Genomic DNA, 21,742 nt, shown 5'->3' with positions numbered 1-21,742 from the left:
CATCCATCCCCCGGTTTTTACTACTTCCGGCGGCAATTCCACCGGTCACGCAGTATAACGCTTTCCGCAAGGACACCCGAGAAACGCCTTATGGTGCCGTGGTTTTAATGCGCATGAGCAATAATCTGTTTCAGTGATACCTGTCATCACCATTTCGATATAGAGGAATTCCATTTAGTTATTGGTGTTATACCCGCTTTGCCCCTAAGATTGCGATCCAGGCAAGTCTATAAAAAGGATACAAAGTGGCGGCACCAACACCTTCGAGCAGCACCGCGATCAGCGCATCGCACGCAAATACGGCAAAATCGGCGATGTACCTGCTGACCAGCCTGTTCTTCACCTGGGGCTTCATCACCGTTATCAACAACACCCTGCTGCCGCACTTGCGCAGCGTGTTCGAGCTGAACTATACCCAAACCACGCTGATCGAATCGGTCTGGTTCATTGCCTATTTCTTCGCGTCGATTCCGTCCGCGCGGCTGATCGAGCGCGTGGGCTACAAGAAGTCGCTGGTCACCGGCCTGGTCATCATGGCCGTCGGCGCGCTGATGATGATTCCCGCCGCCCACCTGCCGTCGTACGGGGTGACGCTGTTCGCGCTGTTCGTCATCGCCTGCGGCATCACGCTGCTGCAAGTGGCGGCCAACCCCTACGTTGCGGTGGTCGGTCCGGCCAGCTCGGCATCGGCCCGTTTGAACCTGGTGCAGGCGTTTAACTCGCTCGGCACCATGCTGGCGCCGCTGTTCGGCGGCTACCTGATCCTGGGCCGCTCCAACTCGGGCACGGCCTCCGCCGACCAGGTGCTGACCCAGGCCGAACGCCTGGCCGACGCCCGCGCCGTGGAACTGCCGTACCTGATCGTCGCCGGTGTGCTGGTGATCCTGGCGATCGTGATTGCCCGCTTCCCGCTGCCTGAAATCGGCGCCTCGACCAACCGCGAAGCCGCCAAAGCCGCGCGCAAGAACCACTCGCTGTGGAAGCACCGCAACCTGGTGTTCGGCATTCCGGCCATCTTCATCTACCTGATCGCCGAAATCGGCGTGGCCAACCTGTTCATCAATTTCGTCTCGCAGCCGGACATCGGCAACGTCAACCACGAAAAAGCGTCGCACTACCTGATCATCCTGTGGGGCGGCATGATGGTAGGCCGCTTTGCCGGCAGTATCCTGATGCGCAAATTCACGGCCGAAAGCGTGCTCGCTGGTTGCAGCATCGGCGCCGCCATCGTGATGACGGTGGCCACCTTCTCCGGCGGCTCGCTGGCGATGTGGGCGCTGATCTCGGTGGGCCTGTTCCACTCGGTGATGTTCCCGACCATTTTCACGCTCGGCATCAAGGGCCTGGGCCCGATGACCGAAGAAGGCTCCGGCCTGATGATCATGGCAATCGCCGGCGGCGCGCTGGTGGTATTGCAAGGCATGCTGGCCGACCACTACGGCCTGCAGATGTCGTTCCTGCTGACCGTGGCTTGCGAGATCTACGTGCTGTTCTATGCACTGTGGGGCTCGAAGGCGACCAACGCGTTCCCGGAAGAGCCGGCGAGCGACGTCAAGTAATTGGTTTTAAACAGAGAAAACCCGGTGCATGCGCCGGGTTTTTTTTATGGATCAGCCGTTTTCGGCGCGAAACTCGTCGCAAGATTGAAGCTTCAGGCCGGCCTGTTTCGCAGCCTGCCTGGCTTCGTCTGCCAGTTCGGCGCGCACCAGCAAGGCGTAGTAGGCATCGTGCAGCAGGTCCAGGTGCAGCAACTGCAAGCCGCGCGGCTCCACCCACGCGGAAAACTCCAGCAGGGCCTGCGCGACGATCTTGTTTTCCTCGTCTTGCAAATGCCAGGTCTCGGCAACTCCTGCCGTAGCCAGCAGTTCGTTCGCCTGCCATTCCACTTCTTCCGTGGCTTTCCAGTCGACCGTGAGCATTACCCACTTCCCAGGCTGCTGTCCATCGTCGCCGAGCAGGCTGTTGTTGACCGCATCTTCCGGGGTATCGCCGCGCTGCAATTGCGCCACCAGCAAATTGGTCAAACGACGACTCTCCTCGGCGCCCAACTTGGCCGTGACCAGGGTGCCGAAGCGCTCAAGTGCCAGCTCAGCCTCTTTGGAAACGGAGAAATGCGACCTGAGAAGCTGGTCGTCCGAGACGCGGTCGGCGGCGGCAGGTGGCGCCGGGCGCGTCGGCGCGCTGCGGCCCAATAGTCTATTAAGTAGTTTAAACATGGGATGATGGCGGATGGTGAAGGATGTTGACTGAAGAACAGGCGGCCGTTGCAAATAATATCATTCCTTTAATGCCGGTGCGGCAGAAGGACGCCGCCATCAAGTGCATCCATCGTAAAGGATCGCGTCGAAATAATGATTGCCGCCCTCGTCGACATGCACGGTCAACAGCGTAAAACCGGCCTCGGCGAGGAGGCGCAGATAGTGCTGCTCGCCCAGCGAGCGCGAGGGCTGACCGGTTTGCAGATCGTTCCATGCAGACGGTTCACGAGGCGCGCTAAACAAGAAGCGTGCTCCCGTGTGGAGGGCGTTGGCGACCCGCAAGATCAATTCCCGCTGTTCCCGCTCCGACAGCAGAAATATCAGCCCCACAGCGAGGGCGCCATCGAACTTGCGGCCAAAAAAACTGCTGCCCTGCACCGTCTCGCAAGCTGCGGACGCTGCCGGCAAGCGCTGGCGGAATGCCGCCAGCAGGGTGGGCGATGCGTCGATGCCGAACACTGAACAACCTTCTTCGGCAAGCGCTATCGCCATTGGCGCCCCCGATCCGCAGCCGATATCCACCACCTCCGCTCGGGCCGGCAAGGAACGCGCCCATTGCCGCACGACGCTGCTGCCGATATCGGATCTGGCAGCGATGAATTCCTGGGCAACAGCCTCCCAGCCATTGGATCTATCATGATTCAAGGTGCACTCCTTGCTTGGCTTCTTGATATATATCAATGTTTTGGCATTTATCTCAATGGGACAATGCAGATCAACATTATGCATGGAGGTAAATCAATGGAGAACTACTTGAGCCGGCTGTTCGGCAGCGACGACCACCGCATCCACGTCTTGCAGGATGACAAGCCGCACCCGGTCCGGCGCCACCTGCAACCGGCGCGGCGCGACGAACTGGTGCTGGCCCTGTTCGGCGCCGGGCCGGCGCGCAGCGTTAAACGCAAGCGCGCCGGCGCCGCCAAAAAAGACGGTCAGGCGTCGATCTTCTGATTGACCAGTTTGCCGCCGATTTTCACATCCTTGAGCACCAGGTTTTTCACGTTGTAGGCAAACCACGGCTGCTCGGCGTTGCGCGGGGTGCCGAAGTCGCAGTTGGTGATGGTGATGTTGTCGAGCGGGAGCGTGGCCTTGCCGGCCGGGCCGTTGTAGGTGCCGGCCACCGGTCCCAGGATCACGAACGCCTGGAAGCACGAGTGCTTGCCGGTCGGCGTTTGCACATCACTCACGCGCAGGTTCGAGATGTGCACGTCCGAGACCTCGGGCGGGCGTATGCGCACGCTTTCGTCCACCGGCGTGTAGTCGCAATCGATGGTGATCACGCCACCGGCCGTGGTGTGCGGTACCGCCGGCAGCCTGGTGCCCGGCAGTTGGCTATAGGTGCGGCCGATGGTGGCCACGCCGTTGGGCAGCGTGCAGTCGCGGACATAAAAATGGCGCAGGAAACCGCCGCGGTTCATATTGGTTTTCATGCGGATGGCCGTGTTCAGGCCCGAAGTCTGCCAGTACTTGTTGCGGAACTCGAGCCGCTGCGCATACACGTGTTCAATTCCACCGGCCATCTCGCTGCCCAGGGTCATGCCGCCATGACCGCTGTTCATCACGCAGTCCTGCACCAGCACATTGCGGGTCGGGCCGAACTCGATGTCGCGATTGCGGCCCGCCTTGATGGCGATGCAGTCGTCGCCGGCATTGAACTCGCAGTGTTCCACGAACACCGTATCGCAGGCCTCGGGGTCGAAGCCGTCGCTGTTGGGGCCCTGGCTCTCCATGCGCACCTTGCGGATATGGACGTTGCGGCAGTTGACCGGGTGGTGCTGCCAGAACGGCGTGGCGGTCACCATGTAGCCCTGCATCAGCACATCGGTGCAGCCGATGAATTCGATCATGCTCGGGCGCAGGAAGTGGCCCACGCCGAACACGCGCTTGGCGATCGGCACGCCGGCTTCCGACAGTGCCGGCAGGTAGCGCACGTCGGCGCGGAAGCTCTGGCGCGTCGCTTCGATCATCTCGCGCTCGTGCGCCGGCAAATCGGGCGCCACCTCGCGCATCGACTTCGGATTGCGCTCGTTGACGGCGATCTCGGTCTGCACGCTGCCCTTGTTGTGGCGGCCCTTCCAGTCCCACCAGCAGCCCTCGCCGTTCTCGAAGGGCACCCCGCCCTGGCCATTCAAGACGCTGGTCCAGTCCTCGCCGGTCAGCGCGATATTGGTCTGGCCGTAGGCATACACCAGCGGCGAGTAATTGAGCACGTCGTTGCCCTGCCAGCGCGAGATCGACAGCTTGCCGTTGACGCCGCAATCGATGTCGCCGTACTTGGCAAAGTCGGCCGGGTTGGCGCTGAAATAGACGTGGGCGCCGGCCGCCAGGTACACGTGCACGTTCGAGCGCAGCACGATCGGACCGGCGACGTACCAGTCGCCTTTCGGGATCACCACGCGTCCGCCGCCGGCCTTGTTGCAGGCGGCAATGGCGGCGGTAATGGCGGGATAGGCGTCGGGCGAGCCACGCACCGGCGACGGCACGTCGGCCTTTTCGGTGTAGCGGATGGTGGCGTTGACCTTGGCCAGCTGGCACGGTTTGGCGCCGAAGGCGGTGATGACGAAGTCCTGGTCGCGGAACTTGAGCGGCGTGGCGAATTTCTGCTCGATGTCGCGCGCGCGCTGCCAGGGGTCGGCCGCAGCCTGTTTGTCGCCGGCGCTGGCCGCCGTGTGCAACAGCGCCGCAGGCGCACTGGCCGCTGCCATCATGCCCGCACCGCTGCGCATCAACGTGCGGCGCTTCTGGTCAACTCTCTGATCGATCTCCACCTTCATGGTCTGGTCTCCGTGATTGATTATGTGCCCGGATTATTCCGGATCTGGCAATGCGGGACCATTCTAGCAAGGTTTCAAGGTGGTTAGACCACTTTATATGTGGCCTAACCAGTTTGCCGATTATCTGCGCTCCACCAGTACCGGGTAGGTCCAGCGCGCGCGGTCGAGATACGGCGAGCGCGCCAGCCACCAGCGCAGCCGCGCCTGCGGATCGCCGGCCAGCGTGGCATCGGCCGCCAGCGCCTCGGCAAAGCGCGTGCGCAGGACCGGATCGGCTGCCATCATCCGGTCCGCCATGGGCGCCAGCAGGTGGCGTGGCAGTTGCGACTCGAGCGGCAAGGCGGTATCGAAATAGCCGGTGGCCAGGAACGAGTCGTCGCTCTCGGGTTCGAGCAGCGCCGCCGCCAGCAGGTGGAACGGCTGGTCGGACGGCACCCGCACCGAACCGGTCGGCAGCGTCCATTCTTTTTGCGCGCGCTGCAAACCGCTGCGCTCCTTGCCATTGGCCAGTTGCACGGTTTCGAGCAGCATGGTGCGCGGCTGCTTCAATTCTTCCAGCACGATGCCGTGCCGGCGCAGCGCGGCGATCATGCCCTGCTGCTCGGCGCCGATCCACCACGCTGCCGGCAGCGCCACCTCCCTGGTCGAGCGCACGCCGAAGACCGGCATGGCGATATCGATCGGCTCACCGGTCCAGCGGCGCTCGGTGGTGCCGGACGCCGGCGACAGGTAGGCGTCGTAGCGGTAGCCCTTGAACGTCTTGATTTTCAATGGCGCCGCCTCGCGCTCCCAGCGCACCATCAGCTGCACGGGACGGTCGGCGCGGTCGCGGGTCTTGGCGGCGACAATGGCTGCGCTCTCGCGCGCCACGGTCTTGAGCGACTGCTCGAGCAGCACATAGGTGCCCAGCACGCGGCGTTTATACGGCTTCATCGCGTGGTTCTCCACCAGCACGGTCGGAATGCCGGTGAAGTCGCCATAGCCGGTCGAATAGCGCGGCCCTTCGGCGCTGATGCGCAAGCCCTTCTCGGGCGCGTCCTCGTCGACCCAGCTAGGATAGAGGTCGGGCGTGTGGCCCTGCGCCACCAGCGCCGCGTGGACGTCGCCGTGATAGGTTTTCATCAGCCAGTCGGCCGTGGCGCGCGAGCGCGCATAGGTGCCCCAGCCCGCATAGGTATAGGTCACGTCGTACTGGTAATCGATGCCGTCGCTGACGTGGACGTCGATGTAGAGCGCCGGATCGAAAGTTTGCAGCAGCTTGACCACGGCCGCGATCTCGGGCGACTGCAGGCGCGCGTAATCACGGTTGAGGTCCAGCCCCTGGCCGTTGGTGCGCGAACCCTTGCTGTCCGGACCATGCTGGTGCGGGCGGCCCAGCGCGCTGCTGTTCTCGTGGCCGTCGACGTTGAGGATGGGGATGAATACAAGGTCCACCGCATCGAGCAGGTCGTCGCGGCCCCGTTGGGCGATATCGCGCAACAGCATCAGCCCGGCATCCTTGCCGTCGATTTCACCGGAATGGATGCCGGCCTGGATCACGACCACCGGCTTTTTGGTATCCGACTTTTCCGCGCCGGGCTTTTTCGCCAGCACGTACACCAGGTCGCGCCCCTGCAAGCTTTTGCCGAAACTGTGCAATGACAGCAGCTTCGAGGATCCGGCCAAGGTACGCAGGTAGTCCATTGTTTGCGCATAGCTGGGCGACGACCGGAAATCGGAGCGCTCGGCCGGCGTGGCCAGGCGGTCAGACGCGGACACGATCAGCTGTTCGCTCTTGCCGCTCCACGGGGCGGCGGGCGGCAGCACTTGCGGCGCAGGCGCCGTTGCGGCGGATGACGGAATGGCGGCATACAGCGAGGTAATGAAAAACAGCGATCGAAACAACATGCAAAGGTTCCCGGTTATATAATCAAGGTCTGTCCGGGCCGTCGTCCGGCGCCGAGGAACAGAAACGAATGGAACGAAATACCCGCCAACGCACCGCCATCCACCAGTGCATCACGGCCGCCGGGCGCCCGCTCGCGCCGCAGGAAATTCTCGAACACGCGCAGCAGGCCGTGCCGGGCATCGGCATGGCCACGATCTACCGCAACATCAAATCGCTGCTGGAGTCGGGCGAGATTGCCACCGTATCGTTGCCGACCGGCGGCGACCGTTATGAAGTGGCAGGCCATGGCCATCACCACCACTTTCACTGCCGCGCGTGCGACAAGGTGTTCGAAGTCCACGCCTGCCCCGGCGACATGCAAAAGATGGCGCCCAAGGGCTTTCAGCTCGAATCGCACGAGCTGACCCTGTACGGCCTGTGCGACCAGTGTAAATAAGGCGATCGGTCAGTCCGACGCGCAGCTTTTGCAGTTGCCGTGGTTGCGGCGATGGGCGATGATCAGGAGCAGGCTGCTGCAAATGGCCAGCGCGGTCTCCCAGGCCTGGCCGAACAGCGGCCCCACCACGTACACCGCCACCATGAACGCCGCCAGCCCGGCCGCGCCCAGCAGCAGCGCCACCGGCTCGCGGTGCTTGATGAAGCCTGGCAGCAGCGCCACCACCACCGGTATCGTCACGCCCAGCACCAGTAGCGAATGGACCGAATCATGTTCGTGGCCCAGGCCCAGCATGGGAAACGCCGCCAGCAGGAACGGCATCGCCACGCAATGGACCAGGCAGATGCCGGATGCGGTCATGCCCGCGTAATCGCCCCAGCGGATCAGGTACTTCATCATCATCAGAACGACACGCGCACGCCGGCGGTGACATTACGGCCCGGCAGCGGCGCCGCATTCTTGATGAACGAAGTATGGCTGTAGGCCAGTTCGTCGGTCAGGTTGTTCAGGCGCGCATAAATCTGCGCCGGCATGCCGCCCAGGCGCAGCGTGTAATGCGTGCCCACGTTGAGCATGTTGTAACCGGGCGTGGCGCCTTCGAAGTCGGCCACTTTATCCTGCTTGTTTACGCGGTAGAACTCCACCTGGCCATGCAGCTGGCCCAGGTTGGCGTCCACCCGTGCGCCCAGGCGTGCGGCCGGGATGCGCGGCAGGTTGCGGTCGCTGGCGGCGCTGTCGAAACGGGCGCGCACGTAGTCGCCGAACACCGTGCCTTCGAACGCCGGCGAGAACTTGTGTTTCATCTCGCCTTCCAGGCCGGTGAAGGTGGCGTCGCGCTGGGCGTATTCGATCAGCTGGAAGCCCTCGAAATTGTCCAGCGTGCGGGCGTAGATGTAGTGATCGACCTTGTTGCGGAATGCGCTGAGCGAGAACGTGGTGGCGCCGGCGTACTTGCGCAGCGTGAGGTCGACGTTGTTCGAAGTTTCCTTGTCCAGGTCCTGGTTGCCAATCTCGTAGGTGCTCGTGGCCAGGTGCACGCCGTTGGCGTACAGTTCCTCGGCGGTGGGCAGGCGGTGGGCCCGCGACAGCGACGCGCGCAGCGAATACTCGGGTGCGAACTTCCACACCGCGCCCACCGCCACGGACGTGCCGCTCACATCGTGGTCGCGCAGGCCGGCCTGGTTGACGGTGATGTCCTGCCACTCGTGGCGCGCGCCGGCTTCAAAACGCCAGTCCCGCAGCTTGTATTCCTCGGTAAGGTACACCGCGTTCTTTTTGGTGATGGTGGCCGGCACATAGGCTTCCTCGCCATCGGCGACAAAATCGCGCTTGGTCGTCTGCACGCCCACCACGCCGCGCCAGCCGCCCAGCGGTGCGTGTTCGGCTTCCACGCGCACGTCGTGCGCCTTGTTGCGGAAGCTGGTCGCCACTTCAGCGCCTTCCAGTTCGTCGTGCTGGTAGTCGGTGAGCGAGGCGCGCAGGCGCACCTTGGTGATGCCTGCCACGGGCGCGCGGTATTCGCCGCGCAGGTCCCAGCGGTTGCTGTCCAGTTTCACGGTGGGCACCTCGCCCGCTGCGTGTTCTTCGTGTTCGTGCTCGGCGCCGCCCTCTTCTTCGTGCTCGCCGCAATGGAGGGCGCCACCATCGAGGTGGCAGCCTTCGAATTCGTGGTTATGGCCGGGAATGCCGTAGCTGGTACGCTCCTTGGTGTAGGCCAGGCCCAGGTAACCGTTGGCGCCGATCCACGACACGCCCACGCTGCCGGTATCGGTATCCTTGAAGCTGCCGTCAACCTTGCGGCCTTCGCTCCAGCCCTTGCCCACGCGGTAGGCGTCGGCCTCGCGCTTGACGCCTTCTGCGTGGAAGGCAACGCTGCCGGCGCCGCCGGTCACTTCGAAGGCGCCGGCCTTTTCACGCGCGACCGAGTTGGCGCGCAGTTCGGCGCTGCCTTCGAGGCCGTTGACCGGAATGGCGGTGGGAATCTTGCGGTCGATGATATTGATGGTGCCGCCCACCGCACCGCCGCCGTAGGCCAGCGCCGACGGGCCGCGCAGCACTTCGATGCGTTCGGCCAGCATCGGCTCGAACGCCACCGCGTGGTCGGGGCTGATGGTGGAGGCGTCCTGGATTTCCGCGCCGTCGGACAGGATTTTCACGCGTGGGCCGTCCATGCCGCGGATGATCGGGCGGCTGGCGCCGGCGCCGAACTGGCTCGACGAAATGCCGGGCTGGCGGTTGAGTGTCTCGCCCAGGGTCGATTCGCGCACCCGCACCAGCTCATTGCCGCCGATGGACGTGACCGGCGTGATCATGTCGTCGCCCACCACGCCCAGCGCACTGGCCGCCACGACCACGGTCGGCACCGATTCCGGATCGGCCGGCAGGCGGGTTTCCGCCTGGGACTGAGTCTGAGTCTGAGCGTGGGCCATGGAAAAATGGCCCAACGCCAGCGTGATGGCCAGGGCGAGCGGGGTGCGGTTGCTGCGGAAAACGGACATGGAAAGTTCCTCATCGATGCGTGATAGTCGGTAATGATAAGTCATTATCATTAAACTCTCAAGCGCTACGTGTCTCCCGTACGTGATTACCGTGCGTGGCTACGGTGCGTGAACATCGTGCGCCGGCCAGCGCAGTTCGAACAGCGTACCGCCCATGTTCGATGGCCGACACGTGGCCTTACCGCCATGCGCCTTGGCGATGGCGCCCACCACCGCCAGCCCCAGGCCGGTGCCGCCACTCTCGCGCGAGCGCGATTGCTCGCCGCGCTGGAACGCTTCGAACACGTGCAGCGCCAATTCCGGCGCAATGCCAGGTCCCTCGTCTTCCACCCGCAGCACGCACATGCCGTCCGCCACGGCGGCGCCGATGCGCAGGCGGCCGGGCGTGGCATGACGGCGGGCGTTTTCGAGCAACGCCAGCAAGGCCTGGCGCATGCGCATCGGATCGCACAACATCGTGTCGCTGTCCGTTGCCACCTCGATGCTGAAGCCGGCAGCCTGCAAGGCCGGACCGGCCAGCGCGATCACGGTGGCGATGTCGTCGGCTAACGCCGTCTCCAGCAGGTGCAGCTCCAGGTGGCCGCTACCGGCCAGCGCCACCATGCGCAAGTCCTCGATCAGCCGGCCCAGGCCCTCGACGTGGGTGAGCAGGCTGCGGAACTGCGCCTGGTCGGGTACGAATACGCCGTCCGTAAAACCCTGCAGGCGGCCGCGCAGGATGGTGACCGGCGTGCGCAACTCATGGGCGATGGCGGCGTTCCAGAAGCCGCGCTCCTGCTCCATGTGCTGCAGACGCTCGGCCATGCTGTTGAAGTCTTCCACCAGTTGCGAGGCCTCGCCGATCGGACGGTCATTGACGGCGGCGCGCGCGGACAGGTCGCCGCCGGCCACGCGGCGCAGGCTGGCGGCAACGGCGTTGAGCGGCGCCAGGATGCGCCGCGAGAGCCGCCCCGCCGCCACCATGGCGATGATCACCGCGATGATGGTCGAGATTCCCATGTACAGCCACTCCGGCAGCGTGGGCATGTAGTTGTCCGGGTCGGCGAACAACTCGGGCTGGTAGCGCAGCAGCGTCGCGTACAGGATGCTGGAGCTGATTTGCAACAGCACGATGATCAGCAGCGTCAGCAACGACATCGACAGCGTGATCTGGCGCCCCAGGCCCATGCGGAATTTCATGCGCCGCCCCCCAACCTGTAACCGACGCCGCGCACGCTCTCGAGCAGCCCGGCGCCGCCGGCGCCTTCCACCTTCTTGCGCAGTTTGCTCAGGTGGCTGTCCACCGTGCGTTCCAGTGTTTCGCCCTCGGGCAGGCAAGCGGCCAGCAGCTCGGCGCGGGTAAACACCCGCTTGGGCGCACGCGCCATGTGCGCCAGCAGGCGGAACTCGGTAATCGTCAATGCCAGCAGCTGCCGGCCCGCCGCGCCGCACACGGCCGCCTCGTAATGTTCCAGATCGACCTCGATGCCTTCCGCGCGCAGCAGCCGGTGCGGCTGCGCGCCACCCTGCCGCGTGCGACGCAGCACGGCCAGCGTACGCGCCACCACCTCGGCGGCATTGAACGGCTTGACGATGTAGTCGTCGGCGCCGATGCGTAGGCCGGTGAGCTTGTCGATATCCTGGTCCATCGCGGTGAGCATGATGACGGCGGTATGGCCGCGCCGGCGCAGCTCGGACAGCACCGCCCAGCCATCGTGGCGCGGCATCATCACGTCGAGCAGCACCAGGTCGGGTTTGAGCGCCAGGTGCATGTCGAGCGCCGCCTGGCCGTCGGCGGCGTGCGCCACGCGCAAGCCGGAGCGCGCCAGGTAGGCCAACAGGATCTGGGCGATTTCAGTCTCGTCTTCGGCCACCAGCACCAGCGCCTGGTGGGACTCCGTGTGGGCTTCCATATTATCGGGAGGTTTGTGCATAGGCTTGCATGATAACGCCGCCGGCCGCGCGTTTGCCAGCGCCGAGAATATATCGATCGCCTCCATCCAATCTCCACACTTCCCCCATCGAACTTGCATGTGCCAGGCGTAGTCTCGCCGCACGACCACACAGACACGATAACTATGCATACCTTGCTGAAGAAATGGCCCTTGATGATCGCCGCCGCTCTGGCTCTGACCCTGCCCCTGGCCCTGGCCGCCTGCTCCGGACAAGAGGCCACGCCGGCCGCCGCACCGCCGCCAGGCGTGACCGTCATCGCCCTCAAGCCTGCCGCAGTCACCCTCAGCGACGACCTGCCCGGCCGCGTGGCGGCGTTGCGCACCGCCGACATCCGCCCGCAAGTGGGCGGCATCGTGCTGCGCCGCCTGTTCCAACAGGGTGCCGAAGTGAAGGCAGGCCAGCCGCTGTTCCAGCTCAACCCAGCGCCGCTGAAAGCGGAGTTCGATTCCGCCGCAGCGTCGCTCCAACACGCGCAAGCCACGCTTGCGCGCACCACGCGCCAGGCCGAACGCCTGCAACCGCTGATCGAGGCCGACGCCATCAGCCGCCAGTCGTTCGACGACGCCGTCTCCGAGCGCGACCTGGCTGCCGCCAGTGTGGCGCAGGCCCGCGCCACGCTGGAACGGCGCCGCCTGGACGTCGCCTTTGCCACCGTGCAGGCGCCGATCTCCGGCCGTATCGGCTCGGAACTGGTGACCGAAGGCGCGCTGGTGGGCCAGCTCGACGCCACCCCCATGGCGCGCATCCAGCAGACCGACCAGGTGTACGTGGACGTGCGCCAGCCAGCGGCGATGATCGCGTCGATCCATGCGCTGGGCACGCGCGCAGCCGATGGTGTGGATGCTACGATCCTCGACGCCGACGGCAAGCCTTATGCGGCCAAGGCGCGCATCCTGTTCTCCGACATCAGCGTGGACGCCGGCACCGGCGACGCCACCCTGCGCATCCTGGTGGACAACGCCGACCGCGCTCTGCTGCCCGGGATGTTCGTGCGCGCGCGCATCGCCCGTGGCGCCACCTCGAACGAACTGATGGCGCCACAGCAGGCGGTGCAGCGCGGCCCCGATGGCGAAGCACTGGCCTGGACGCTCGACAAAAACCACAAGGCCAGCCTGCGCAAGATCGAGGTGGGTCCGGTGATCAACCACCAGTACGTGATCCGCGCAGGCCTCAAGGATGGCGACATCCTGGTGGTTGAAGGCCAGGAGCGGCTGCAGGACGGCGTGCAAGCGGCGCCGCACCGGTGGCAGTCGGCCGCGCCGAAAACTGCGCAACGCTGATCGCACTGAAAGAGAATCCCCATGTCACAATTTTTCATCAACCGCCCCATCTTCGCCTGGGTGGTCGCCATTTTCATCGTGCTGTTCGGCCTGATCGCGCTGCCCAACCTGCCGATTGCCCGCTTTCCGTCGGTGGCGCCGCCCAGCGTGACCATCAGCGCAGTCTATCCCGGTGCCTCACCGCAAACCATGAACGACGCGGTGGTGGCGCTGATCGAACGCGAACTGTCGGGCGTCAAAAACCTGCTGTACTACGAATCGTCTACCGACACCTCGGGTTCGGCCTCGATCACCGTCACCGTCAAGCCCGGCACCAACCCGGAGCTGGCGCAGGTGGACGTGCAAAACCGCCTCAAGTCGATCGAACCGCCCCTGCCGCAAACGGTGCGCCAGAACGGCGTGACGGTGGAATCGGCGTCTTCCGGCTTCCTGATGATCATCAGCATGAACGCCGATGACAGGCACGGCAAAGGCGCCGACGCGCTCGAACTGGGCGACTACCTGGCGCGCAACGTCATCGAAGAACTGCGCCGCGTGCCCGGCGTGGGCAAGGTGCAGCTGTTCGGCGCCGAACGGGCGATGCGCGTCTGGGTCGATCCCGCGAAACTGACCGCCCATAACGTCTCGATGGGCGACGTCACCGCCGCCATCGCCGCCCAGAACGTGCAGATCGCACCGGGCCGGGTGGGCGATACGCCGTCCGTGCCAGGCCAGCGCGTTACCACGCCGCTGACGGTACAGGGCCAGCTGCGCAACGCCCAGGAATTCTCCGCCATCGTGCTGCGTGCAGGCCGCGACGGCTCGCTGGTCACGCTGGCAGACGTGGCGCGGGTGGAACTGGGTGCGCAAAGCTACAGCTTCCAGACGCGCGAAAACGGCGTGGAATCGGCCGGCGCGGCGGTTTCGCTTTCGCCCGGCGCCAACGCCGTAGCCACCGCCGCCGGCATCCGTGCACGGATGGAGGAACTGGCCAAGTCGATGCCGGCCGGGATGACCTATTCGGTGCCGTTCGACACCGCGCCCTTCGTCAAGATCTCGATCGAAAAAGTGGTGACCACGCTGGTGGAGGCCATGGTGCTGGTCTTCCTGGTGATGTATCTGTTCCTGCAAAAGGTGCGCTACACGGTGATCCCCGCGATTGTCGCGCCGATTGCGCTGATGGGCACTTTTGCCGTGATGGCGGTAGCCGGCTATTCGATCAACGTGCTCACCATGTTCGGCATGGTGCTGGCGATCGGCATCATCGTCGATGACGCCATCGTGGTGGTGGAAGCCGTGGAAAGGTTGATGGCCACCGAGCGCCTGTCGCCGCGCGAGGCCACATCGCGCGCCATGAAGGAGATCAGCGGCGCCGTGGTAGGCATCACGGCGGTGCTCACGGCCGTGTTCATCCCGATGGCGCTGGCCGCCGGTTCGGTCGGCGTGATCTACCGCCAGTTCACGGTGGCGATGGCGGTGTCGATCCTGTTCTCGGCGTTTTTGGCGCTCACGCTCACACCGGCGCTGTGCGCCACCATGCTCAAGCCCATCGGTCCCGACGACCATGTCAAAAAAGGCTTCTTCGGCTGGTTCGACCGCGGTTTCGAGCGCTTGACGGTGCGCTATGCGGCCGGCACCACGCTGCTGCTCAAGCGCGGCGGCCGCATGATGCTGCTGTACGCGGTCATTGCCGCCGCCGTGGCCTGGGGCTTTACCCGGTTGCCGTCGGCCTTTTTACCGGAAGAGGACCAGGGCTATTTCATCACCTCGTTCCAGTTGCCGTCCGACGCCACCACCGGCCGCACGCTGGAGGTAGTCGAGCAGTACGAGCAGCACGTGGCCAGCCGTCCCGGCATCGAGGTCAATCAGTCGGTACTGGGCTTTGGTTTCTCCGGCTCCGGCCCCAATGCGGCGTTGGCGTTCACCATGCTTAACGACTGGTCGAAGCGCGACGGCGCCAGCGCCCAGGAAGAAGTGCTGCAAGCGCAGCTGGCGATGGCTACCGCGCGTGAAGGCATGATCATGTCGGTGCTGCCGCCAGCCATCGACGAACTGGGCAACTCGTCCGGCTTCGTGCTACGCCTGCAGGACCGCGCCAACCACGGCGCCGCCGCGCTGCAGGCAGCGCAGAACCGGCTACTGGCACTGGCTGCGCAAAGCCCGCTGCTGGCGGCGGTGTACCCGGACGGTTTGCCGCCCGGCGCCAGCGTACGCCTGGAGATCGACCGCAAAAAGGCCGAGGCGCTTGGCGTGTCGTTTGCTGCCGTGAGCGACATGCTCACCACCGCCACCGGCTCGACTTACGTGAACGACTTTCCCAACGCCGGCCGCATGCAGCAGGTGATCGTGCAAGCCGACGCCCCGGCGCGCATGCAGGTCGACGACCTGCTCGCGCTGCGCATCCGTAACAGCGATGGCGGCATGGTGGCGCTACGGGAAGTCGTCCAGCCGGTGTGGCAGCAAACGCCGCTGCAACTGGTGCGCTTCCAGGGCTACCTTTCGAGCCGCATCAGCGGCGGTGCGGCGCCCGGTGTGTCGAGCGGTGCCGCCATGGCCGAGATGGAGCGCCTCGCTGCGCAACTGCCGCCCGGCTTCGGCGTGACCTGGGCCGGACAGTCGCTGCAAGAGAAGGAGTCGGCGTCGCAGGCGCCAATGCTGATGGCGCTGTCGATGCTGGTGGTGTTCCTGGTGCTGGCCGCGCTGTACGAAAGCTGGGCGATTCCGGTCTCGGTCATGCTGGTGGTGCCACTGGGCCTGCTGGGCGCCCTGCTCGCGGTGGGCTTGCGCGGCATGCCGAACGATGTGTTCTTCAAGGTCGGCATGATCACCATCATCGGCCTGTCGGCCAAGAACGCGATCCTGATCGTCGAATTTGCGCGCCAACTGCATGCGCAAGGCAAAAGCCTGGTGGAAGCGGCCATCGAAGCGGCGCGCCTGCGCCTGCGGCCGATCCTGATGACGTCGCTGGCATTTACGCTGGGCGTGGTGCCGCTGATGCTGGCTACCGGCGCCAGCGCCGAAACCCAGCACGCGATCGGTACCGGCGTGTTCGGCGGCATGGTGGCCGCCACCGTGCTGGCGATTTTCTTTGTCCCGGTATTTTTTGTCGTGGTGGTGGGGGGCGCCGAGCGCCTGGCGCGCTGGCGCGGGCGCCGGCAGCCATCGGCCGCCACCACGCTCGAGGAGCAAGCGCCATGATGCGCCATACATTGATGACTGTTTTCGTGGCCGCCGCGCTGTCGGCATGTACGCTGGCGCCTAAGCTTGAACAGCCGGCGCTGCCGGTCGCGGCAAGCTATGCCGATGCCACGCCCGGTGCCGACGACGCCGGCAATGGCGCCGACGTGGCCTGGCGCACCATGCTGCCCGACCCGCGCCTGCAACAACTGGTGGAACTGGCGCTGGCCAACAACCGCGATCTGCGCGCAGCTGCGCTCAATGTCGCTGCGGTCCAGGCGCAGTACCGCATCGAGGACGCCAACCGGCTGCCGAGGGTGGACGTGGCCGCTGGCGCTGCGCGCCAGCGCATCAGCGCCAGCGACTTGAAGCCGCGCGCGATCCAGGAAAGCAGCAGCGCCGGCCTGGCGATCAATGCCTTCGAGCTCGATTTCTTCGGCCGCCTGCGCTCGTTGTCGGACGCCGCCTTCGCGCGTTACCTGGCGTCGGTGGAAGGCCAGCGCGCCGCGCGCCTGACCCTGATCGCGGCGGTGGCGGACGCCTACCTCGAACAGCGGCTGGCACAGGAGCAGGCGCAGCTCACGCAGCGCACCCTGGACGACTGGCGCCAGTCGCAGGCGCTCACCGAACGCCTGCACACGGCGCAGCAACGCAGCGGCATCGACCTGGCCCAGGCGCGCGGCCAGGTGGCAACGGCCGAAGCGGACCTGCAGGCACGCGACCGCGCGCTGCGCCTGGCGCGCAACAACCTGGAACTGCTGGTAGGCGCTCCCGTCCCCGCCGGCTTGCCGGACGGCGCGGCGCTGTCAGCGCAGCCGGTACTCACCGCCCTGCCCGCCGGACTGCCATCGGACCTGCTGGCGCGGCGGCCCGACATCATCCAGGCCGAGCACGTGCTGGTGGCCGCCAACGCCGATATCGGCGCGGCCCGCGCAGCGTTCTTCCCGCGCATCTCGCTCACCGCGCAACTGGGCTTCGCCAGCCCGGAAATCGGTGGCCTGTTCCGCGGCAGCCAGGGTACCTGGTCGTTCGCGCCGCAGCTGACGCAACCGATCTTCAACGCCGGCCAGCTGAACGCCGAGCTGCGCCTGGCCGAAGTGCGCAAGTCGATCGCGGTGGTGCAGTACGAACGGGCGATCCAGTCGGCCTTTCGCGAAGTAGCCGACGGGCTGGCCGGCAGCCAGACCTACCGGCTGCAAATCGAAGCCCAGCAACGGGTGGTGGAAGCGGCCCAGCTGCGCGAACGGCTGTCGAAGCTGCGCTACGGCGCCGGCCAGGACAGCCGACTGGAGCTGCTCGACGCCCAGCGCCAGTCATATGCAGCGCAAGGTACGCTGCTCGACCTGCGACGCGAGCAGTTCCGGTCAGCAGTGGCGCTGTACAAGGCCCTGGGGGGTGGTGCGGAGGGTTAGTTCGGTGGTGGCGCCGGATTGCGCACCTGCTCGAGCAGCGCCATCGCCGCCTGCTCGGCGGCCGCCTCGGCTTCGTCCGCGCTGGCGAACACCTGGTCGGCCGCCACCCGCTGGCGTTCATGAATCACGTTCATGTGCATGGGCGTGGCCGAAGGCGCCGAAATGGAAACGAACGCGCCCCACTGGTCGCTGCCCTCCAGCGCCTCGGCCATGTATTCGACCTGGTATTCATCGACGGTTTTGATTGGCATGATGCACCTCCTGAAAGTTGGTTAGCCAATATAACCGCAGTGATACCGGGCGTGGCGCGCGGCTAACGCAGGGCCGCCTCGGCATCATCCTCCGCCATCTCGTACCACATCGCATTGAGCACCCCAAACATCGCTGCCAGCGGCAGCCCCAGAATCCAGGCGAAATACCACATGATTGACTCCTTTATCGAAAATTAATAGGCATGGCCGCGCTGGTCGGCAATCGCCGCGCCATCGACCTTGCCCCACAAGACCTTGTATACCCAGCTGGTATACGCCACGATCAGAGGAATGAACACGCTCGACACCACCAGCATGATGAACAGCGTCAGGTGGCTCGACGACGAATCCCATACCGTCAGGCTGGCGCGCGGGTCGAGCGACGACGGCAGGATGAACGGGAACATGGCCGCGCCCACGCCCAGGATGATGCCGGCGATTGCCGCGCCGGATGCCAGCAGCGCCAGGCCGCCGCGCCGCGCGCGCATCAGGGCCAGCGCCAGCAGCGACGCGACCAGGCCCAGTACCGGTGCGGCCCAGGTCCAGCGATGGTTGTCGAAGTTGGCGAACCAGGCGCCGGTGGCCACTTGCGCGGTCTTGAACAGCGGGTTCGATGGGCCTTCGGTGACGATGGCGCTGGTAATGCGGTAACCATCGACCGCCTGCCACAGCACCACGCCGGCTGCCGCGTACAGCACCACGGTGGCAATCGCGGCCACGCTGCCGTAGCGGCGCGCGCGGTCAGCCACAAGACCGTCGGTTTTCAGTTGCAGCCACGCCGCGCCGTGCATCGCCAGCATGGCCACCGACACCAGGCCGCACAGCAGTGCGAAGGGATTGAGCAGGCCGAGGAACGTGCCTTCGTACAGGATGTGCATATCGTCGGTGAACCGGAACGGCACGCCGAGCAGCACGTTACCGACCGCCACGCCGAAGATCAGGGCCGGGACTACGCCGGAGAAGAACAGCGCCCAGTCCCAGCGGGCGCGCCAGCGCGGGTCTGCGCGCTTGCTGCGGAATTTAAAGGCGACCGGGCGCAGTATCAACCCCACCAGGATCACGAACATGGCCAGGTAGAAGCCCGAGAACGAGACCGCGTACAGCTGCGGCCACGCGGCGAAGATGGCGCCGCCACCGAGGATCAGCCACACCTGGTTGCCCTCCCACACCGGGCCGATGCTGTTGATGATGACGCGCCGTTCCAGGTCGGTCTTGCCGGCGAACGGCAGCAGCATGCCGGTGCCGAGATCGAAACCATCGGTGACGGCAAAGCCGATCAGCAGCACGCCAAGCAGCACCCACCACACCAGGCGCAGGGTTTCGTACGACACTAATTCATGCAGGATCATGATGCGCTCCTTAAGCGGAATGGGGTTGGTTGACCGCTGGCGCGGCAGGTGGACGTGGTTTGGGCAGCGACGGCACCGCAGCCACCGTGAATTCCTCCGGCCCCTTGCTGATCGCCTTGAGCATCAGCTTCATTTCGATCACCAGGAGCACGGTGTAGATCGCGGCAAAGCCGGCGATCGTGGTCAGCAAGGTCGCCACGCCCAGGTGCGACACGGCCATGGCAGTCGGCAGCACGCCTTCGATCACCCATGGCTGGCGTCCCAGTTCGGCCACGATCCAGCCAGCTTCGGCAGCCACCCAAGGCAGCGGGATCGCCAGTACGGCCACCTTCAGCAGCCAGCGGTGTTGGTCCAGCGTGCGGCGCACCGACAGGACAAAAAAGGTCGCGGTCAGGGCGATGAAGAACATGCCCAAACCAACCATCACGCGGAACGACCAGAACAACGGCGCCACCGGTGGCACCGTGTCGAGGGCAGCCTGGTGGATCTGCGCCGGCGTGGCCAGTCTTGGATCGTCCACGTAGCGCTTGAGCAGCAGAGCGTACCCCAGCGCGTGCCCCTTTTCTTCGAAGACCGCTTTGGCCTCGGCCGGCATGGCGCTGTCCGGCGCCACGGCGCGGATGGTTTGCAGCGCTTCGTAGGCGACGATGCCTTCGCGGATGGTGTCTTCACCCTGCTTGACCAACTCGGCAATGCCGGGAATCTCGGTATCGAGTGAGCGGGTGCCGATCAGGCCCATCACCATCGGAATGTGCAGCGCATAGTGCGTCTCGCGCGCTTGCTGGTCGGGGAAGCCGAAGGCGGTGAAGGCGGCAGGCGCCGGCTCCGTTTCCCACATCGCTTCGATGGCGGCCAATTTCATTTTCTGGTGTTCCGACGACTGGTAGCCACTCTCGTCGCCGAGTACCGCCACCGACAGGGATGCGGCCAAGCCGAACGCGGCGGCCACCGTCATCGAGCGCCTGGCCAGCGCCACGTGGCGGCCCTTGAGCAGGTACCATGCCGAGATGCCCAGCACGAAGATGGCGGCCACCGTGTAGCCGGCCGATACCGTGTGCACGAACTTGGCCTGCGCCACCGGGTTGGTGAGCACGGCGCCAAAGTCGGTCACTTCCATGCGCATGGTTTGCGGGTTGAGCGCCGCGCCGACCGGGTTCTGCATCCAGCCGTTGGCGATCAGGATCCACAGCGCCGACAGGTTGGAGCCGAGCGCCACCAGCCAGGTCACCACCAGGTGCGCGCGCTTGGACAGCTTGTCCCAGCCGAAGAAGAACAGGCCGACGAAGGTGGCTTCGAGGAAGAATGCCATCAGACCCTCGATGGCCAGCGGCGCACCGAAGATGTCGCCGACGTAGTGGCTGTAATAGCTCCAGTTCATCCCGAACTGGAATTCCATGACGATGCCGGTGGCCACACCCATGGCGAAGTTAATCCCGAACAGCACGCCCCAGAACTTGACCATGTCGCGCCAGATGGTGCGGCCGGTCATGACGTACACGGTCTCCATGATGGCGAGGATGATGGACAGGCCGATGGTGAGCGGCACGAACAAAAAGTGGTACAGCGCAGTGAGCGCGAACTGCAGCCTGGATAAGGCGACGATATCGAAGTCCATGATGTTTCCCTGGTTATTACAATAATTATGTTGATTGGTGTCTGATTCAGTCCTGCCGCAGCGCGGCCAGCGCGGCGTCGAAATTGCCGGTCCCGCGCCGCACATCAAAAGCGATGCGGCCATGGCGCACGCCCACCAGCCGGTCGGCCAGCGCCGCCTCGCGCCGCAGGTGGGTGGCGATGATCACGGTCTGGCCATGGTCGCACGCGTGTCGGTCCAGGCGCTGCAAAACGTCGTGCGCGGTAGCAGCATCGAGCGCCTCGGTCGCTTCGTCGAGCAGCCATACCCGCGACGGATGCAGCAGCAGCCGCGCCAGGGCCAGTCGCCGCGCCTGGCCGCCCGACAGTCCCAGTCCGCCCTCGCCCAGCGTGGTGTCCAGCCCCTTGCCGAAGCTGCGCACCTGCTCTGCCAGCCCCGCCTTGTGCAAGGCTTGCCACAAAAGATCGTCGTCGGCGTCGGGCGCGGCCAGGCGCAGGTTGTCGCGCACGCTGTCCTGGAACAGCTCCGTGCGCTGGGTGAACAGGCAGGCTGCCGGTGCCTGCACGTTGCCGGTGAGCGTCGCGATCTCGCCGGCAATCAATGCCAGCAAGGTCGATTTGCCGGCGCCGCTGGGGCCTACCAGCGCCACGCGCTCGCCGGCGACGATGCGCAGGTCGATGGCGTGGACCAGCGGGGATGTTCCCGATTGTGCAGCCGCTACCTTGTCGAAAACGATGTCACCGTCGGTATCGGTGCGGACATCAGCATCGGCACCCTCTGCCAGCGCGGGCCCGAGCCGCTTCATCGCCAGCCACAGGCGCCCTGCTTCCAGCGCGCCGCGCCGCAGGCCGGCAAAAGGCTCCATCGCAGCGAGCGCGATCAGGATGGCCAGCGCAGCCAGCGGCACCGGC

At 65.3% G+C, this 21,742-nt stretch carries 19 protein-coding genes; 6 read left to right on the top strand and 13 right to left on the bottom strand.

The features are described 5' to 3' along the window. Positions 1 to 245: 245 nt before the first annotated feature. Positions 246 to 1,559: a sugar MFS transporter gene (locus tag DUPY_RS12795; protein WP_229255348.1), complete on the top strand. Its 1,314-nt coding sequence runs from the start codon at positions 246 to 248 to the stop codon at positions 1,557 to 1,559. A gap of 51 nt (positions 1,560 to 1,610) precedes the next feature. Here the strand turns inward: DUPY_RS12795 and DUPY_RS12790 are convergent, their stop codons facing one another. Beyond that, positions 1,611 to 2,216 carry a DUF6630 family protein gene (locus DUPY_RS12790; RefSeq protein WP_141749530.1) on the bottom strand — a complete coding sequence of 202 codons (606 nt, stop codon included), beginning with the start codon at positions 2,214 to 2,216 and terminating at the stop codon, positions 1,611 to 1,613. A 99-nt stretch (positions 2,217 to 2,315) separates the two neighbouring features. After that, positions 2,316 to 2,987 carry a class I SAM-dependent methyltransferase gene (locus DUPY_RS12785; protein ID WP_084640695.1) on the bottom strand — a complete coding sequence of 224 codons (672 nt, stop codon included), beginning with the start codon at positions 2,985 to 2,987 and terminating at the stop codon, positions 2,316 to 2,318. A 12-nt stretch (positions 2,988 to 2,999) separates the two neighbouring features. Between DUPY_RS12785 and DUPY_RS12780 the strand changes: the two genes are divergently transcribed. Continuing rightward, positions 3,000 to 3,209 (top strand): hypothetical protein, encoded by a 210-nt coding sequence (locus DUPY_RS12780; protein WP_070248583.1) that lies wholly within the window; start codon positions 3,000 to 3,002, stop codon positions 3,207 to 3,209. Here the strand turns inward: DUPY_RS12780 and DUPY_RS12775 are convergent. Next, a complete protein-coding gene (locus DUPY_RS12775; RefSeq protein ID WP_070248581.1) occupies positions 3,191 to 5,032 on the bottom strand; it encodes a glycoside hydrolase family 28 protein in 1,842 nt (613 codons plus the stop codon). The genes DUPY_RS12780 and DUPY_RS12775 overlap by 19 nt on opposite strands. Before the next feature lie 120 nt (positions 5,033 to 5,152). Next, a complete protein-coding gene (locus tag DUPY_RS12770; RefSeq protein WP_070248579.1) occupies positions 5,153 to 6,919 on the bottom strand; it encodes a M14 family metallopeptidase in 1,767 nt (588 codons plus the stop codon). A gap of 68 nt (positions 6,920 to 6,987) precedes the next feature. Between DUPY_RS12770 and DUPY_RS12765 the strand changes: the two genes are divergently transcribed. Beyond that, positions 6,988 to 7,356, top strand: coding sequence for a Fur family transcriptional regulator (locus DUPY_RS12765; RefSeq protein WP_070248577.1), 369 nt, complete (start codon positions 6,988 to 6,990; stop codon positions 7,354 to 7,356). A gap of 9 nt (positions 7,357 to 7,365) precedes the next feature. On the opposite strand, the gene DUPY_RS12760 is transcribed toward DUPY_RS12765, so the two are convergent. From DUPY_RS12760 to DUPY_RS12745, 4 genes are all read right to left on the bottom strand, one after another. Continuing rightward, complete coding sequence (locus tag DUPY_RS12760) at positions 7,366 to 7,752, bottom strand: MerC domain-containing protein (RefSeq protein WP_229255347.1); 387 nt, start codon at positions 7,750 to 7,752, stop codon at positions 7,366 to 7,368. A gap of 5 nt (positions 7,753 to 7,757) precedes the next feature. Then, complete coding sequence (locus DUPY_RS12755; RefSeq protein ID WP_070248575.1) at positions 7,758 to 9,854, bottom strand: TonB-dependent receptor domain-containing protein; 2,097 nt, start codon at positions 9,852 to 9,854, stop codon at positions 7,758 to 7,760. A 99-nt stretch (positions 9,855 to 9,953) separates the two neighbouring features. Further along, positions 9,954 to 11,033: an ATP-binding protein gene (locus DUPY_RS12750; protein ID WP_070248573.1), complete on the bottom strand. Its 1,080-nt coding sequence runs from the start codon at positions 11,031 to 11,033 to the stop codon at positions 9,954 to 9,956. Next, on the bottom strand, positions 11,030 to 11,767 hold the full coding sequence (locus tag DUPY_RS12745; RefSeq protein ID WP_070248645.1) for a response regulator: 738 nt from the start codon (positions 11,765 to 11,767) through the stop codon (positions 11,030 to 11,032). The genes DUPY_RS12750 and DUPY_RS12745 overlap by 4 nt, the downstream gene beginning before the upstream one ends. Before the next feature lie 174 nt (positions 11,768 to 11,941). Between DUPY_RS12745 and DUPY_RS12740 the strand changes: the two genes are divergently transcribed. From DUPY_RS12740 to DUPY_RS12730, 3 genes are read left to right on the top strand one after another with little or no spacing between them, the layout of a single operon-like run. Beyond that, positions 11,942 to 13,069, top strand: a complete 1,128-nt coding sequence (locus tag DUPY_RS12740) for an efflux RND transporter periplasmic adaptor subunit (protein WP_070248644.1) — start codon at positions 11,942 to 11,944, stop codon at positions 13,067 to 13,069. Positions 13,070 to 13,090: 21 nt separating this feature from the next. Then, positions 13,091 to 16,246, top strand: coding sequence for a multidrug efflux RND transporter permease subunit (locus DUPY_RS12735; protein ID WP_070248571.1), 3,156 nt, complete (start codon positions 13,091 to 13,093; stop codon positions 16,244 to 16,246). After that, positions 16,246 to 17,637 (top strand): efflux transporter outer membrane subunit, encoded by a 1,392-nt coding sequence (locus DUPY_RS12730; protein ID WP_070248642.1) that lies wholly within the window; start codon positions 16,246 to 16,248, stop codon positions 17,635 to 17,637. The genes DUPY_RS12735 and DUPY_RS12730 overlap by 1 nt, the downstream gene beginning before the upstream one ends. Here the strand turns inward: DUPY_RS12730 and DUPY_RS12725 are convergent. The 5 genes from DUPY_RS12725 to DUPY_RS12705 form a co-directional block, all read right to left on the bottom strand. Continuing rightward, on the bottom strand, positions 17,634 to 17,888 hold the full coding sequence (locus DUPY_RS12725; RefSeq protein ID WP_070248569.1) for a hypothetical protein: 255 nt from the start codon (positions 17,886 to 17,888) through the stop codon (positions 17,634 to 17,636). The two genes, DUPY_RS12730 and DUPY_RS12725, sit on opposite strands and share 4 nt — an antisense overlap. 62 nt (positions 17,889 to 17,950) lie before the next feature. After that, positions 17,951 to 18,061: a cytochrome bd-I oxidase subunit CydX gene (gene cydX / locus DUPY_RS12720; RefSeq protein WP_070248567.1), complete on the bottom strand. Its 111-nt coding sequence runs from the start codon at positions 18,059 to 18,061 to the stop codon at positions 17,951 to 17,953. 21 nt (positions 18,062 to 18,082) lie between these two features. After that, on the bottom strand, positions 18,083 to 19,237 hold the full coding sequence (gene cydB / locus DUPY_RS12715; RefSeq protein ID WP_070248565.1) for a cytochrome d ubiquinol oxidase subunit II: 1,155 nt from the start codon (positions 19,235 to 19,237) through the stop codon (positions 18,083 to 18,085). A 10-nt stretch (positions 19,238 to 19,247) separates the two neighbouring features. Then, positions 19,248 to 20,852 carry a cytochrome ubiquinol oxidase subunit I gene (locus tag DUPY_RS12710; RefSeq protein ID WP_070248563.1) on the bottom strand — a complete coding sequence of 535 codons (1,605 nt, stop codon included), beginning with the start codon at positions 20,850 to 20,852 and terminating at the stop codon, positions 19,248 to 19,250. 46 nt (positions 20,853 to 20,898) lie between these two features. Beyond that, the coding region (locus tag DUPY_RS12705) for an ATP-binding cassette domain-containing protein (protein ID WP_141749529.1) at positions 20,899 to 21,742 on the bottom strand (844 nt) is incomplete at its 5' end.

The organism is Duganella phyllosphaerae (assembly GCF_001758785.1).
GTDB classification, from domain to species: domain Bacteria; phylum Pseudomonadota; class Gammaproteobacteria; order Burkholderiales; family Burkholderiaceae_D; genus Rugamonas; species Rugamonas phyllosphaerae.
This window is presented reverse-complemented; position numbering and strand designations above follow the sequence as displayed.

Coding starts and splice junctions, on each gene's coding strand:
- DUPY_RS12790 (WP_141749530.1), bottom strand. CDS start 2,216: ATGTTTAAACTACTTAATAGACTATTGGGCCGCAGCGCGCCGACGCGC.
- DUPY_RS12785 (WP_084640695.1), bottom strand. CDS start 2,987: ATGCATAATGTTGATCTGCATTGTCCCATTGAGATAAATGCCAAAACA.
- DUPY_RS12780 (WP_070248583.1), top strand. CDS start 3,000: ATGGAGAACTACTTGAGCCGGCTGTTCGGCAGCGACGACCACCGCATC.
- DUPY_RS12775 (WP_070248581.1), bottom strand. CDS start 5,032: ATGAAGGTGGAGATCGATCAGAGAGTTGACCAGAAGCGCCGCACGTTG.
- DUPY_RS12770 (WP_070248579.1), bottom strand. CDS start 6,919: ATGTTGTTTCGATCGCTGTTTTTCATTACCTCGCTGTATGCCGCCATT.
- DUPY_RS12765 (WP_070248577.1), top strand. CDS start 6,988: ATGGAACGAAATACCCGCCAACGCACCGCCATCCACCAGTGCATCACG.
- DUPY_RS12760 (WP_229255347.1), bottom strand. CDS start 7,752: ATGAAGTACCTGATCCGCTGGGGCGATTACGCGGGCATGACCGCATCC.
- DUPY_RS12755 (WP_070248575.1), bottom strand. CDS start 9,854: ATGTCCGTTTTCCGCAGCAACCGCACCCCGCTCGCCCTGGCCATCACG.
- DUPY_RS12750 (WP_070248573.1), bottom strand. CDS start 11,033: ATGAAATTCCGCATGGGCCTGGGGCGCCAGATCACGCTGTCGATGTCG.
- DUPY_RS12745 (WP_070248645.1), bottom strand. CDS start 11,767: ATGCACAAACCTCCCGATAATATGGAAGCCCACACGGAGTCCCACCAG.
- DUPY_RS12740 (WP_070248644.1), top strand. CDS start 11,942: ATGATCGCCGCCGCTCTGGCTCTGACCCTGCCCCTGGCCCTGGCCGCC.
- DUPY_RS12735 (WP_070248571.1), top strand. CDS start 13,091: ATGTCACAATTTTTCATCAACCGCCCCATCTTCGCCTGGGTGGTCGCC.
- DUPY_RS12730 (WP_070248642.1), top strand. CDS start 16,246: ATGCGCCATACATTGATGACTGTTTTCGTGGCCGCCGCGCTGTCGGCA.
- DUPY_RS12725 (WP_070248569.1), bottom strand. CDS start 17,888: ATGCCAATCAAAACCGTCGATGAATACCAGGTCGAATACATGGCCGAG.
- cydX (WP_070248567.1), bottom strand. CDS start 18,061: ATGTGGTATTTCGCCTGGATTCTGGGGCTGCCGCTGGCAGCGATGTTT.
- cydB (WP_070248565.1), bottom strand. CDS start 19,237: ATGATCCTGCATGAATTAGTGTCGTACGAAACCCTGCGCCTGGTGTGG.
- DUPY_RS12710 (WP_070248563.1), bottom strand. CDS start 20,852: ATGGACTTCGATATCGTCGCCTTATCCAGGCTGCAGTTCGCGCTCACT.